The organism is Flavivirga sp. 57AJ16 (assembly GCF_028736925.1).
Taxonomy (GTDB): domain Bacteria; phylum Bacteroidota; class Bacteroidia; order Flavobacteriales; family Flavobacteriaceae; genus Flavivirga.
On record NZ_JAQZAT010000005.1, the window covers coordinates 18,707 to 32,991 of the forward strand.

Consider the following 14,285-nt stretch of genomic DNA (forward strand, 5'->3'; position numbering starts at 1 on the left):
CGTGTTAAATTATTTCCATCATAACTTACTGGACACTGTGGTGAAATCAAAATTGAAATCGAAATTGAAATCGAATACTGCCCACTGAACACTACTACTGAACACTGTACAGATTCAATTCTTTTTTAAGGAATTTAGCGGTGTAGCTCTTTTTATGCTTGGCCACTTCTTCAGGTGATCCCTCAACAATAATCTGTCCGCCACCTTGCCCGCCTTCATAGCCTATATCGATAATATGGTCAACGGTTTTAATAACATCTAAATTGTGTTCTATAATAAGGACCGTATTTCCTTTGTCTGCTAACTTGTTAAGCACCATCATAAGCACTCTTATATCTTCAAAATGTAAACCCGTTGTGGGTTCATCAAGAATATAAAAAGTATTCCCGGTATCACGCTTGCTTAGTTCTGTCGCCAATTTAATACGCTGTGCTTCACCTCCAGAAAGCGTGGTACTTTGTTGTCCTAGGGTGATATAACCTAAACCGACATCTTTAATGGTTTTTAACTTATTGTAAATTTTAGGGATGTGCTCAAAAAATGTAACAGCTTCGTTGATGGTCATGTTTAATACATCACTAATCGATTTTCCTTTATAACGAATTTCCAACGTTTCCCTATTGAAACGTTTCCCTTGACAGGTTTCGCACTCCACATATACATCTGGAAGAAAATTCATTTCAATAACTCGTAAACCACCACCTTGACAAGTTTCACAACGACCTCCTTTTACATTAAAACTAAAACGACCAGCTTTATAACCACGAATCATGGCTTCAGGTATTTTAGCATATAAAGCTCTAATTTCACTAAAAGTGCCTGTATATGTAACAGGATTACTTCTTGGTGTTCTGCCAATGGGCGATTGGTTAATATCAATCACTTTATCAATATGTTCTAGACCTTTTATGCTTTTGTATGGCATTGGTTTTTTTACGCCGTTAAAATAATGCGCATTTAAAATAGGGTAGAGGGTTTCATTGATCAATGTCGATTTACCACTACCAGAAACACCGGTAACGCCTATCATTTTTCCTAAAGGGAATTTTACGGATACATTTTTTAAATTGTTTCCTGTACAGCCTGTGAGCGTTAAAAATTCACCGTTGCCTTGTCTACGTTTTTTAGGTATTTCAATTTCTTTATTGCCATTTAAATAGTCGGCAGTTAAAGTTTTATGCGTCTTTAATTCATTAGGATTCCCAATACTGATTATTTCACCACCATATTTTCCTGCTTTCGGCCCAATATCAATAACATAATCGGCACGTTCGATCATGTCTTTGTCATGCTCTACAACAATAACCGAATTTCCAATGTCGCGAAGTGATATTAAGGAATTAATTAGTTTTTCATTATCGCGCTGGTGTAAGCCAATGCTTGGTTCGTCCAGGATATACAGGACGCCAACCAATTGCGAGCCTATTTGAGTTGCTAAACGAATGCGTTGTGCTTCCCCACCAGATAAAGACTTAGAGCTTCTGTTAAGGGATAAATAATTTAACCCCACATCTAATAAAAACTGTAGCCTGGCCTTTATTTCTTTTAAAACCTCTTCTGCGATCTTGAGTTGTTTCTCTGATAAGTGCTTATGTAGGCTATTAAACCAAGTAGCTAGCTCATCAATATCTGTGTTGGCTAGCTCTGCTATATTTTTATTGTTTATTTTAAAATAGAGTGATTCCTTTTTTAATCTGGTGCCGTGGCATTCTGGACATTCCACTTTATCCATATAATCTTTTGCCCAGCGTTTTAATGAGGTAGATTCGGCTGTTCTGTACTGACTTTCAATAAAGTTGGCGACGCCTTCAAAGTCTATTTTATAATCACGGGTAACCCCAAGTGTTTTACTTTCTACAGAAAATTTTTCATTTCCACCATATAAGATCATTTGTTTGGCTTCTTTGGGAATGTCTTTGTAAGCATCGGTTAATTTAAAATTGAAACGTTGTGCAATGGTTTCAAACTGTTTAAATATCCAACTGTTTTTTTCTGGCCCGTGAGGTACCAATGCCCCGGATTTTATTGATAATCTATCGTCTGGAACAATTTTATTTTCGTTTACTTGATACAATTCTCCAATACCATTGCAATTTGAACAAGCGCCTTTAGGAGAGTTGAAAGAGAAATTATTGGGTTCTGGGTTTGGATATGAGATCCCGGAAGACGGACACATTAAATTCCTACTAAAATAACGGGTTTCGTTGGTATCCTGATCAATAACCAAGAGTACATCTTCACCATGATACATCGCTGTATTAATAGTTTCGGTAAGGCGTTTATCGTTATCTATCGATGTATCAATAACCAACCTGTCAATAACAATTTCAATATCATGTGTTTTATAACGGTCTAGCTTCATTCCTTTTGTGAGATCCTTAATTTCGCCGTCGGTCCTTACCTTTACGAAACCTTGTTTTGAAATTTGCTCGAATAATTCACGATAGTGCCCTTTACGCGAGCGTACTATAGGTGCTAGTATATTGATCCGTTTCCCGTTAAAATCACTAATAATGAGTTCTTTGATCTGTTCATCGCTGTAACTCACCATTTTGTCTCCTGTGTTATAACTATAGGCGTCACTGGCTCGTGCGAACAGTAAACGCATAAAGTCATAAATCTCGGTAATAGTGCCAACGGTAGATCGCGGTGATTTGCTTGTTGTTTTTTGCTCGATGGCAATAACGGGGGAGAGCCCATCAATTTTATCAACATCTGGTCTTTCTAAACCCCCTAAAAATTGTCTTGCATAGGCAGAGAATGTTTCAATGTATCGGCGTTGTCCTTCGGCATAAATAGTATCGAAGGCTAAAGATGATTTTCCGCTACCGGACAGACCTGTTATCACTACAAGTTTTTCCCTAGGGATAGATACATCAATATTTTTAAGGTTATGTACGCGGGCACCTTTTACTTCAATAAAATCATTAAATGAACTCATAAAATTGCAAAATTGCGAAGTTACGATTTTAGAAGTTAAATTTTTTATAAACTTTAATTAGACTTATTAAAATAGCTTCAATACTAAGGTTATGATTCTATTTTCTATTCCGTTAAATATAATTCAAAATTTATTATTGGGCACTTTTTTGTTCACTTGACATGACTACAGATAATTCTTCAGATTCTATGGATTTATTATAATTCGCTTCAACCTCATTAAGAAAACCAAAGAACTTTCCTCCATGCTTTTTTTTAAGAATGACGTAAATATGGCCGTCACCTTTATCCTCAATATCTTTAATAATAACTTTAGTGCCATAAACATTTTTATAATTTGCTAATTTCCCTCTTTTAACGAGAAAATTTAGTTTAGGAAAATCTATGTGATTATAGCTCACTCCATTTGGGGGATTTATGACTAATTCATCTCCAATTTCGGGTTTGTCCTGTGCGTTGGTTAAAAGGCAAAGGCCTAAAAAAAATATTGTGATAGTTAAACTTTTCATAAGGGAGGTAACATATTAAACAAAATTAGCAGCAAATATAATTTTTTATTACTTGTTTGTCAATTGTTTTCCTGGTATTTTGAATGTTTTTAAATACGTTTTAATGATAAATTTTTGTAAAGTTTTATTTCATTTCTGCCTTTTCGGTTTCTCTCAAGATAAGTTCAATGTTTAGAAAAGTTGTATTTCAATTTTATATATTTATTTTTGATAATATTTTTATTTAACCATTAACAGATTCCCTCTTTCGAGGGAATAATAATATTATGAAATTATTAGGAATAGGATCAAGGATTAATCATCCAGAATATGGGAAAGGTGTGGTAACCAATGTGACTACACAGCATTATTGGGTGACTTTTATAGAAAAGGGATTAGAAACCATAGATATAGACAGTGAATTTGAAATTATAGAGGCTGCTGATGGCGATGTGGACACTGTTAGCTTTTTTGATGTTGAGAGCAGTTTGGTGGATATTTTAAAAAAATGGAGCGATGCCAGTGAGGTGGTGCCTATTGCCGATAAATACAAAGGAGGTACGTTGATTTTAAAGCCAGCAGATGAGGGGTTAAAACCTTACGAATTACCAATTGACACCTTTTTTCATAAAATAACGATGGTTAGGGATAGGTTGCGAGTTATGGAGCAACGTATAAACTCCAGTAATCTAGACGAACAGGGTAAAATAGATTTACAGCAATATATTACCAGAATTTATGGTAGTCTAACGAGTTTTAATGTATTGTTTAAATCTAAGAGTCATCATTTTGTAGGACAGCGGGGTAAATAGTTTAGTCTTAGTACTCAGTATTCAGTGTTCAGTACTCAGTGTTCAGTACTCAGTCGCAGTACTAGTCTTATCTGTGTAGTATTAAATAAAAGTAAAAAAATCATACATCTGCTAGAAAAGCTTACTGAGTACTGAGTACTGCGATTAAATCATTTGGTTCCCTTGATATTGTTTATTTCTAGACCTATAACAAGTAATTTGTGAAACGTCGGTAATTGAGCGCCACTTTCTGTAGTGGTCCAGTTGCTCCATGAGGCTTCTAGACCATCAATGGGGAGTACAGATACCCACATTTTAAAAGCTGTAGGCTTGCCTGATTCGTCAAACAACCATAAGTAAGAATCCCCTGGGGTGGATCCTCCTGAGATATAGGTCACTAAAAGTGCTTTATCGCCATTTTCAAGTGTTACAAGCCGACGCTCGGTGTCTTTGTCAAAAACTTTATAAGGAGCTATTAGCCAAAAGGAGTCGTTATTAAAATAATTTAAAGCTTTTTCTTTTAATTCTTCAGCCATATCATTTTCCACTTTAAAGCTGTGTACATAAGCTTTACTTTGGGTATGGTCATTTAAATCCAGATCTACTTTAAATTCTTTCCAGTAAACTTCGCAGATGTTATTTGCCTTATCCCATTTATAATGATGTCTTTTCTTATAGGTCCATTCAATATGATTGGTGTTTTTAAAGGCATTATAATCCAGGGCTTTAAGCATATTGTAAGCTAGGGCATCTGCTTCTTCACCTTGAATGCCATTAGGTAGGTCCTCGTTGTATTTAAAAAATAAAAAACCAAAGAACAATAAGCTGGGTAGTGTTAAAAATATAACGACTCCAGATATTATCTTAAAAATTTTTTTTGATTTTTTTGTCATAAAACCTTTATGATTATTTTTTTTAAAACAGGACTAAATTATTAAATACTATTGTTTTAGGGAAAGGAAAACCTTAAAAACCGATGGCTGTATCATCCCCTCGATAATCTGCACCTCCCTCTAACAATTCGTCATCTAAAACAAGTATTCCATCGACCTTGCCTATTACTGGTGAATCTTTTTCGTTTATGGAATACCCTAACTTTTCGAGCTGAAAGATCAAGGTGTCATTAAAAGAATTTGGTTCCATTCTAATTTCGTCTGGAAGCCATTGGTGATGGAAGCGCGGTGCGTTTACTGCTTCCTGCATGGTCATATTATACTCATGTACATTAAGAATCGTTTGTAAAACAGATGTTATAATGGTAGAGCCGCCGGGAGTACCGAGAGACATAAATAATTTGTTGTTTTTTTCAACTATTGTGGGTGTCATGGAGCTCAACATCCGTTTTTCCGGAACGATACTGTTGGCAACTGCTCCTATAAGCCCGAACATATTTGGAACACCGGGTTTGCTGCTAAAGTCGTCCATTTCATTGTTTAAAAAGAACCCCAAATCTGAACAGTATAGTTTTGAACCGTAGGCGCCATTAATGGTTGTCGTTACAGATACGGCATTACCAAATGGATCGACGATAGAGTAGTGCGTGGTTTCATCGCTTTCAATGACTTGAACATCGCCGTGTGAAACATGGCCGGATAGTGTTGCCTTTTCAAAAGAAAAGGTATGCATTCTATCATTTAAATAGGATTTGCTTATTAGTGTATCACCTGGGATATTAACAAAATCGGGATCTCCTAAATAAAAACTTCTATCTGCATAGGCACGGCGTTCTGCTTCTGTTATTACTTGAATGGATTTCACCGAATTATGACCAAATTTATCTAAATCATAGGGTTCGATCATGGTCATTATTTGCGCTAAACAAATACCTCCGCTAGATGGTGGAGGCATGGAAATTATTTTTAGATCATCGTACATAAATGTAGTAGGTTGGCGCCATTTAACGTTATATTTTGCTAAATCTTCTTCAGTTAAAATGCCGCCATTTTCTTGAATAAACTTGACCAGTCGTTTAGCCGTCTCACCTTTATAAAATTCGTCTTTTCCGTGTTGTAAAATGCGTTCCAATGTTTTTGCTAATGCATGATATTTTATGGTATCACCAGCTTTCCACACTTTGCTAAACAGTATGGAATCCTTATTGGCTTTTAAGAAAAGAGGCTGGTATCTTTTTATTTTAGTTTCTTGTTTCTTGGTTATTATTACCCCTTTATATGCCAGATCAATAGATGGTTTTATAATATCCTCTATAGGTAAGCTACCAAATTTTTCATGAACGGCAAAGAGACCCGCTACAGACCCTGGTACACCAACAGCCATAGCCCCTAATGTGCTTTTTTCGGGTATAACGTCTCCTTTTTCATCTAAATACATATCCCTTGTAGCTGTTAATGGTGCTTTTTCCCTATAATCTAAGGCGCCAATTTCACCATTTGATTTTCGGTAAACCATAAAGCCGCCCCCGCCTATGTTACCCGCATAAGGGTAAGCAACTGCTAAACCCAATTGCATAGCAGCCATGGCATCAAAGGCATTGCCTCCTTTTTTAAGGATGTCACTACCAATTTTTGAGGCTTCGGCTCGAGCAGAAACGACCATGGCGTTTTTGGTTATGAGACCTGTTTTTCTAGGCTCGACGGTTTTTTTACATGAGAAACAAATGGTAAATAATAAGATCGCGTATCGTAGTCGTTTCATAATTTATATATCAGGTTAAAAGTTAAGTCCCTGCAATTTATTATAGTTACTTTAGTTTATATACATTTTATTTTTTTAGCTGGAAGTTTGAAACACAAAGTTGTTTTCAAAAAAGGGCGTGTTCTCCCAACTCCCAACTCCCAACTCCCAACTTCCAACTTCAATCTTCAATCTTCAATCTTCAATCTTCCATCTTCCATCTTCCATCTTCAACCTTCCATCTTCAATCTTCAATCTTCAATCTTCCAACTTCCAACTTCCAACTTCCAACTTCCATCTTCAATCTTCAATCTTCCATCTTCAATCTTCAATCTTCAATCTTCCATCTTCAATCTTCCATCTTCCATCTTCAATCTTCCATCTTCCATCTTCAATCTTCAATCTTCAATCTTCCAACTCCCAACTTCCAACTTCTAACTTCAATCTTCAATCTTCAATCTTCAATCTTCAATCTTCAATCTTCCAACTTCCAACTTCCATCTTCTAGCCAATATTCATCCTCATAATCGAATTTTATTCGAGATTTAACCTATGAATTTCCAATGTATAGTGATTTAGTTTTTAAACCGCTTCTTTATTCAATTCTTTAAGTTTTAGCTTGGAAAAGGTAATTAATTCATTAAAGAATACTGTAAATTCATTTTCAAATTCTTTATAGAAGGCTTCCAGTTCAACAATAGCCTCATTCATCCCGGATCGATTTTTAGTCCTTCTATTCATACCGTCCAAGACCCTGGAGATACCGCCGATAGAAGCATAACTTAAAAGCCAATTATCTGCTATCATATATGGCATCATTTTTTGGACCCGCAAGGGTAGTATGCTGTAATGCTCTTCCAAAGAGTCGTAAAAAGCATTTACATATTTTTCTAAAGATATGGTGCTATATTGATTCCAGTTTTTAGCAAGAAAATGATCGTAAAGAATATCTACGATGATCCCGGAATAATGGCCATATTTCTTGTGCAACCTTTTTGTGCTTAGTCTAACCGTTTTATGAGCATCTGTATAGGTGTCTATATTTCGATGTAATAAAATACCTGTTTGAATGTTTTTTGGATATTTTTTATAATCTTTTCCTTTAATGCCATCTGCAATAAAATTACCAATGGTTACTAAATCATTTTCTCCTGAAAGATAAATATGTGCTAAGTAGTTCATTTGTGAAATTTACGAATTCCGTTTTAAGAATTCCCATTTTGGAATTGTATATTTGCTTTTTTAATTTCAAAATAATAACATGACACTTATAAAATCAATTTCAGGAATTAGAGGCACTATAGGCGGACAGGTAGGCGAAAATCTAACACCTATTGACGCTGTGAAATTTGCTGCTGCCTATGGCACTTGGCTAAAACAGAATAGGGAAAAAGAAAATTATCGTGTGGTTGTTGGTAGGGATGCCCGTATTTCTGGGAAAATGATTCAGAATCTAGTGATGCATACCTTAGTGGGTATGGGAATTCATGTGATTGATCTAGGATTGTCTACAACCCCAACAGTTGAAGTAGCTGTACCTATGGAGCATGCAGATGGAGGCATTATATTAACAGCAAGTCATAATCCAAAACAATGGAATGCTTTAAAATTATTAAATGAAAAAGGGGAATTTCTAGATGCTGTAGAAGGTGCGAAAATTTTAGATATCGCAGAAAGTGACAGTATGAGCTTTGCTGATGTTGATAGTCTGGGAAAAATAACAAAAAACAAAGCATATATAGATTTACATATTATAGAGGTTTTAGATTTACCATTGGTGACCGTAAAAGCTATTGAACAAGCACGTTTTAGGGTGGTGGTAGATGGTGTGAACTCAACAGGGGGTATTGCTATTCCGTTGCTTTTAGAGCGTTTAGGTGTAGATGTTATAAAATTATACTGTGAACCAAATGGACAATTTCCGCATAACCCAGAACCTTTAAAGGAACATTTAACGGATTTGTCTGCTGAAGTAAAGAAACATAAAGCAGATTTTGGTATTGTTGTAGACCCAGATGTGGATCGTTTAGCTTTTATGGATGAAAATGGGGAGATGTTTGGAGAAGAATATACCCTAGTGGCCTGTGCAGATTACGTACTGAGCAGAACCCCCGGAAATACTGTTAGCAATATGAGTTCTACCAGAGCGTTAAGGGATATTACCGAAAAACATGGAGGTACTTATGAAGCGAGCGCAGTAGGTGAGGTGAATGTTGTTAGCCTTATGAAAAAAAATAAGGTTGTTATAGGTGGAGAAGGCAATGGAGGGATTATTTACCCAGAATCCCACTATGGTCGTGATGCATTGGTTGGGGTTGCTTTGTTTTTAAGTTTATTAGCTGATAAAAACATAAGTGTTAGTGAGCTTAGAAAAACATACCCTAACTACTTTATGAGTAAGAAGAAGATTCAATTAACTCCAGAGTTAGATGTTGACGGGATTTTAAAAGCCATAGAGGATCGTTATAAAAATGAACAGTTAACCACTATTGATGGCGTTAAAATAGATTTTTCTGAAAGTTGGGTGCATCTTCGTAAAAGTAATACAGAACCTATTATTAGAATTTATACCGAGGCAAAATCGCAAGAAGAAGCCAACACTTTGGCAGATAAGTTTATTGAGGAGATAGGAGCTATTGCGAATGCAGAAGTTTAACTTGTTTTAATAGTAACACTTCGTTATAAAGTTTACAGGCGCAAAACTAGTTTTTTAATTCGTAAAGAATTTCCCGAAGCTAAGTTTTGAGGCCATGTCATTTAGTCCTCTTTTTTGGTGTTTATGTTAATAAACATTAGGAAAGATTGTTTGACATACGCTGTTTTTTCTTTCGCCTAAAATCATATTTGCTTTCTTGGCTTATAATTTTACTTTAAGATAGTTTATTATGCCAATTATGAATTAAAATGAGCTACAGAAAGCGACATTGCTTATTTGTTTTAGCCAGCTGCGAGTTATTTGCATTGCCTAAGCTATGGAAATGATGAGTAAAGAGAAAAAACGAATTAATGAATGAGTTTGAATAGCGTATTTTAATTCATAATTGGTATTAAAGATTCATAAAAGAAAACGCTTAGGCTATCTTGTCCTTATGTTTCCAGCGTTTATGCGTCCAGAAATAATACTCGGGAGCTTCATGGATTTGCTTCTCTACTTCTTTAAGGAATAGATTGGTCAATTCATAATCCTTATGTTTATTAGGATCCTCTGCAAGGGTTATAACTTCTGCCTCATAAAACCCTCGTTTTACTTTGGTTACTTTTAAATAAGCAGTGGACAAATCTAACTTTTTTGCTAAACGTTCTGCGCCAGTGAAACATGGCACTTTAATTCCCATAAAATGATTCCAATATATATCTTTGCTTAGCCTGGGAGATTGATCGCTTAAGAACCCTGTAATACTTTTAATGCCCTTGGACTCATTTTGGTTTATAATGTTTATCGTCTCTTTGGTGCTAATTAATGTCGTGTTGAATTTGGAACGAATGCCCCTTATCAACTTGTCAAAATGTTTATTTGCTAGCTTTTTATAAACCGCCAACCCTTTAAAATTTATATAATTTTGAAGCACTATAGACCACTCCCAACTGGCATAATGTCCAAATATTAAAATAACACTTTTATCTAAAGATTCTAAACGTTTAAGCTCTTCTGGGTTGGTGATTTTAAAACGTTTTTTTAGCTCTTTTTTAGATATGGACATGGTTTTTGCCATTTCTAAAAACATATCACATAAATGCCTGTAGAATTTTTTTCTAATAGTGGCAATTTCCTTTTCTGTTTTGTTAGGAAAAACAAGTCTTAAATTATTGTTGACCACCTTTTTTCTGTAGCCTATAATATAATAAAGTAATAGGTAAAGACCATCTGAAACTATATACAATAACCTGAAGGGAAGTTTGGATATAGACCATAAAAATGGATAAACAATAATATAAGTTAGAAATTGCATTAAATAATTTTAGATTTGTAGCGACAAATATATGTTAAATAGATTTTAAACGTTTACACTACATGGGCAAATTAGACTTAATTACCATAATTATAATAGCTGCTAATGTTATCATATCCTATAAAGGTTTTGGTGATTATAGCTTTTTCGATAAGTATAAATTTCATATAGGGGGCATTCAAAGAGGCGAACAGATTAGAATGTTTACCTCTGGATTTTTACATGCAGATACACAACATTTATTGTTTAATATGCTTACCCTGTATTTTTTTGCGGGGGTTGTTATTACGCTTTTAAGTCCGCTTTATTTTCTCTTAATTTATATAGGCAGTCTATTATTTGGTAGTCTGTTATCGTTCTATTTCCACAAAAGGGAGTATCATTACAGTGCCGTTGGAGCGAGTGGTGCTGTTACTGGGATTTTATATGCCGCTATTTTATTGAGACCGGGAATGAATTTGTATCTGTTTTTTATTCCAGTACCTATCCCAGCATATATTTTTGGGATTGGGTATTTATTATATTCTATCTACGGGATGAAAAACAGAGTAGGGAATATTGGACATGATGCTCATTTTGGAGGTGCTATTGGCGGTTACCTTATTACTTTGATCTTGTCGCCCGGGTTGTTTAAAACCAATTTACTTATGATCGGTTTATTGGCAATACCTATTGTCTTGCTATTTGTTTTAAAGAAAATGGGGAAGGTGTAAGTATTTAAAATATACTTCTACTAATTTTAAAGCTTTAAAATAATATATGGCATAGCTATTGAATTTATAGAAATGATGTATAGCGCTATTAATATTTAAATACCTGATATTCATCAATTTAATTTTTTAAAAAATAAACATAAAAAATATTCAATATTGTTTTAATGACATATTGACCTAAAAGTATATATGAAGAAATCTAATTTTATAGCCTTTGACAGTTTGTCATTACAGGAATTTGATGAAAACTCAGAATTAATTCCATTAATGACACCAGAAGATGAAGAAGCTATCAATAGTGAGGAGTTGCCAGAAACACTGCCTATTTTATCATTGAAAAATACGGTACTGTTTCCAGGAGTGGTTATTCCCATTACAGCAGGTAGGGACAAATCCATTAAACTAATAAATGACGCTAATAAAGGCGGGAAAGTTATTGGTGTAGTCTCTCAAAAAGATGAGACTGTAGAAAACCCAACAGCGAAAGATATCAATGAAACAGGTACCGTGGCAAGAATACTACGTGTTTTAAAAATGCCGGATGGTAACGTAACAGTTATTATCCAAGGCAAAAAACGTTTTAAAGTGGCAGAAGTTCTTACTGAAGAACCCTATATGAATGCGACTATTAGAGACTTGGCAGAGGCAAAGCCCGCAGATAACAATAAAGAGTTTTCCGCCATTATAGACTCTATAAAAGACTTGGCGTTGGAAATTATCAAGGAGAACCCAAACATTCCAAGTGAGGCATCTTTCGCCATTAAAAATATAGAAAGCAATTCATTTCTGATAAACTTCGTGTCTTCTAACATGAATCTTTCGGTCGCAGAAAAGCAGGCGCTTTTAGAAATGAACGATCTTAAAAAGCGTGCTTTGGCCACGCTTAAGTTTATGAATGTTGAATTTCAAAAATTAGAACTTAAGAATGATATTCAGTCTAAAGTTCAAATGGATATGAGTCAGCAACAACGTGAGTACTTCCTGCACCAACAAATGAAAACCATTCAAGAAGAGTTGGGAGGCGTAAGTCATGATGAAGAGCTCGAAGAAATGAAATTGCGTGCTAGTGAAAAGCAATGGGATGAGAAAGTGGCCAAGCATTTTGATAAAGAAATATCCAAAATGCAGCGCATGAATCCACAAGTAGCAGAATACTCTATTCAACGTAATTATTTAGAGTTGTTTTTAGATTTGCCTTGGAACGAATTTAGTAAGGACAAATTTGATTTAAAACGTGCTAGAAAGGTTCTGGATAGAGATCATTTTGGATTGGAAGACGTTAAGCGTAGAATCATAGAATATCTTGCGGTACTGAAGTTGCGCAACGATATGAAATCACCTATTTTATGTTTGTACGGACCTCCTGGAGTTGGTAAAACATCGCTAGGTAAATCTATAGCAGAAGCTTTAGGTAGGGAATATGTACGTATTTCACTGGGGGGTTTACGTGATGAAGCAGAAATTAGAGGGCATCGTAAAACCTATATTGGAGCTATGCCTGGGCGTATCATCCAAAGTCTAAAGAAAGCAGGCACGTCTAATCCTGTTTTTGTTTTAGATGAAATAGATAAACTATCCAATTCTCATCAAGGTGATCCGTCATCAGCTATGTTAGAAGTTTTGGATCCTGAGCAGAATAGTGAGTTCTATGATAATTTCCTAGAAATGGGATACGATCTTTCTAAAGTGATGTTTATAGCAACCTCTAATAGTTTATCTACTATTCAACCAGCATTACATGACCGTATGGAGATTATTAATGTCACTGGATATACTATTGAAGAAAAAGTTGAAATAGCTAAACGTCATCTATTGCCCAAACAATTAGAAGAACATGGTTTGTCTACAGACCACTTAAAGATTGGTAAAGCGCAATTAGAGAAGATCGTAGAAGGTTATACACGTGAATCTGGTGTTCGTGGCTTAGAAAAGCAAATTGCAAAAATGGTACGCTATGCTGCCAAAAATATTGCCATGGAAGAAGATTATAATATTAAGGTTTCTAATGAAGATGTCGTTGAAGTTTTAGGAGGCCCTAAATTAGAACGCGATAAATATGAAAATAATAATGTGGCCGGTGTCGTGACTGGATTAGCTTGGACACGCGTTGGTGGCGACATCCTGTTTATTGAATCTATTTTATCAAAAGGGAAAGGCACACTTTCTATTACAGGTAACTTAGGTAAAGTGATGAAAGAATCTGCTACCATTGCTATGGAATATATCAAATCCAATGCAGATAATTTTGGAATAGACGCGACTGTTTTTGACAAATATAATGTGCATATTCACGTACCAGAAGGTGCCACACCAAAAGATGGACCAAGTGCGGGTGTAACCATGCTAACATCATTAGTTTCGCTATTTACACAAAAGAAAGTAAAGAAAAGTTTAGCGATGACAGGAGAAATTACACTTCGTGGAAAAGTGCTTCCTGTTGGAGGGATTAAAGAAAAGATATTAGCCGCAAAACGCGCACGCATAAAAGAGATTTTGTTGTGTGAAGAGAATAGACGCGATATAGAGGAAATTAAAGCAGATTATTTAAAAGGGCTCACATTCCATTATGTAACGGACATGAGCGATGTTATTAAAATAGCGCTTACAGACCAAAAAGTCAAGAATGCCAAAAAGTTTTAAAATCAAATAAAAAAACTGTCTAAAAGATAAATTTAATGTTATATTGAGCTTGTTGAAATATTTTTAATTTAATAGTAATCAGTAAGTTAAATGTTTATTTCGACAAAGTCTGTGCTTAGCACAGGCGAA

The 14,285-nt window shown here is 35.1% G+C and carries 10 protein-coding genes; 4 read left to right on the forward strand and 6 right to left on the reverse strand.

Going from position 1 to position 14,285, the window contains the following annotated elements:
- Window positions 1-94: 94 nt before the first annotated feature.
- Window positions 95-2,941, reverse strand: coding sequence for an excinuclease ABC subunit UvrA (gene uvrA / locus PQO00_RS06460; RefSeq protein WP_274184015.1), 2,847 nt, complete (start codon window positions 2,939-2,941; stop codon window positions 95-97).
- Window positions 2,942-3,074: 133 nt separating this feature from the next.
- On the reverse strand, window positions 3,075-3,449 hold the full coding sequence (locus PQO00_RS06465; protein WP_274184016.1) for a hypothetical protein: 375 nt from the start codon (window positions 3,447-3,449) through the stop codon (window positions 3,075-3,077).
- Window positions 3,450-3,715: 266 nt separating this feature from the next.
- Between PQO00_RS06465 and PQO00_RS06470 the strand changes: the two genes are divergently transcribed.
- Complete coding sequence (locus PQO00_RS06470; RefSeq protein ID WP_274184017.1) at window positions 3,716-4,240, forward strand: hypothetical protein; 525 nt, start codon at window positions 3,716-3,718, stop codon at window positions 4,238-4,240.
- A gap of 149 nt (window positions 4,241-4,389) precedes the next feature.
- Here PQO00_RS06470 and PQO00_RS06475 read toward each other — a convergent pair whose 3' ends face one another.
- The 3 genes from PQO00_RS06475 to PQO00_RS06485 all read right to left on the reverse strand — a co-directional run bounded on the left by PQO00_RS06475 (window position 4,390) and on the right by PQO00_RS06485 (window position 8,035).
- On the reverse strand, window positions 4,390-5,112 hold the full coding sequence (locus PQO00_RS06475) for a hypothetical protein (RefSeq protein ID WP_274184018.1): 723 nt from the start codon (window positions 5,110-5,112) through the stop codon (window positions 4,390-4,392).
- Between the two features lie 73 nt (window positions 5,113-5,185).
- Window positions 5,186-6,874, reverse strand: a complete 1,689-nt coding sequence (gene ggt / locus PQO00_RS06480) for a gamma-glutamyltransferase (RefSeq protein ID WP_274184019.1) — start codon at window positions 6,872-6,874, stop codon at window positions 5,186-5,188.
- Between the two features lie 561 nt (window positions 6,875-7,435).
- Entirely contained in the window at window positions 7,436-8,035 is a 600-nt protein-coding gene (locus PQO00_RS06485; RefSeq protein WP_274184020.1) for an acyl carrier protein phosphodiesterase, read from the reverse strand.
- 79 nt (window positions 8,036-8,114) lie between these two features.
- Between PQO00_RS06485 and glmM the strand changes: the two genes are divergently transcribed.
- Entirely contained in the window at window positions 8,115-9,509 is a 1,395-nt protein-coding gene (glmM, locus tag PQO00_RS06490) for a phosphoglucosamine mutase (RefSeq protein WP_274184021.1), read from the forward strand.
- Window positions 9,510-9,924: 415 nt separating this feature from the next.
- On the opposite strand, the gene PQO00_RS06495 is transcribed toward glmM, so the two are convergent.
- On the reverse strand, window positions 9,925-10,803 hold the full coding sequence (locus tag PQO00_RS06495; protein WP_274184022.1) for a lysophospholipid acyltransferase family protein: 879 nt from the start codon (window positions 10,801-10,803) through the stop codon (window positions 9,925-9,927).
- A 62-nt stretch (window positions 10,804-10,865) separates the two neighbouring features.
- On the opposite strand from PQO00_RS06495, the gene PQO00_RS06500 reads away from it, so the two are divergent.
- Both PQO00_RS06500 and lon read left to right on the forward strand, forming a co-directional pair.
- Window positions 10,866-11,516: a rhomboid family intramembrane serine protease gene (locus PQO00_RS06500; RefSeq protein WP_274184023.1), complete on the forward strand. Its 651-nt coding sequence runs from the start codon at window positions 10,866-10,868 to the stop codon at window positions 11,514-11,516.
- A 189-nt stretch (window positions 11,517-11,705) separates the two neighbouring features.
- Window positions 11,706-14,156 carry an endopeptidase La gene (gene lon, locus PQO00_RS06505; protein WP_274184024.1) on the forward strand — a complete coding sequence of 817 codons (2,451 nt, stop codon included), beginning with the start codon at window positions 11,706-11,708 and terminating at the stop codon, window positions 14,154-14,156.
- The last annotated feature ends 129 nt before the right edge of the window (window positions 14,157-14,285 follow it).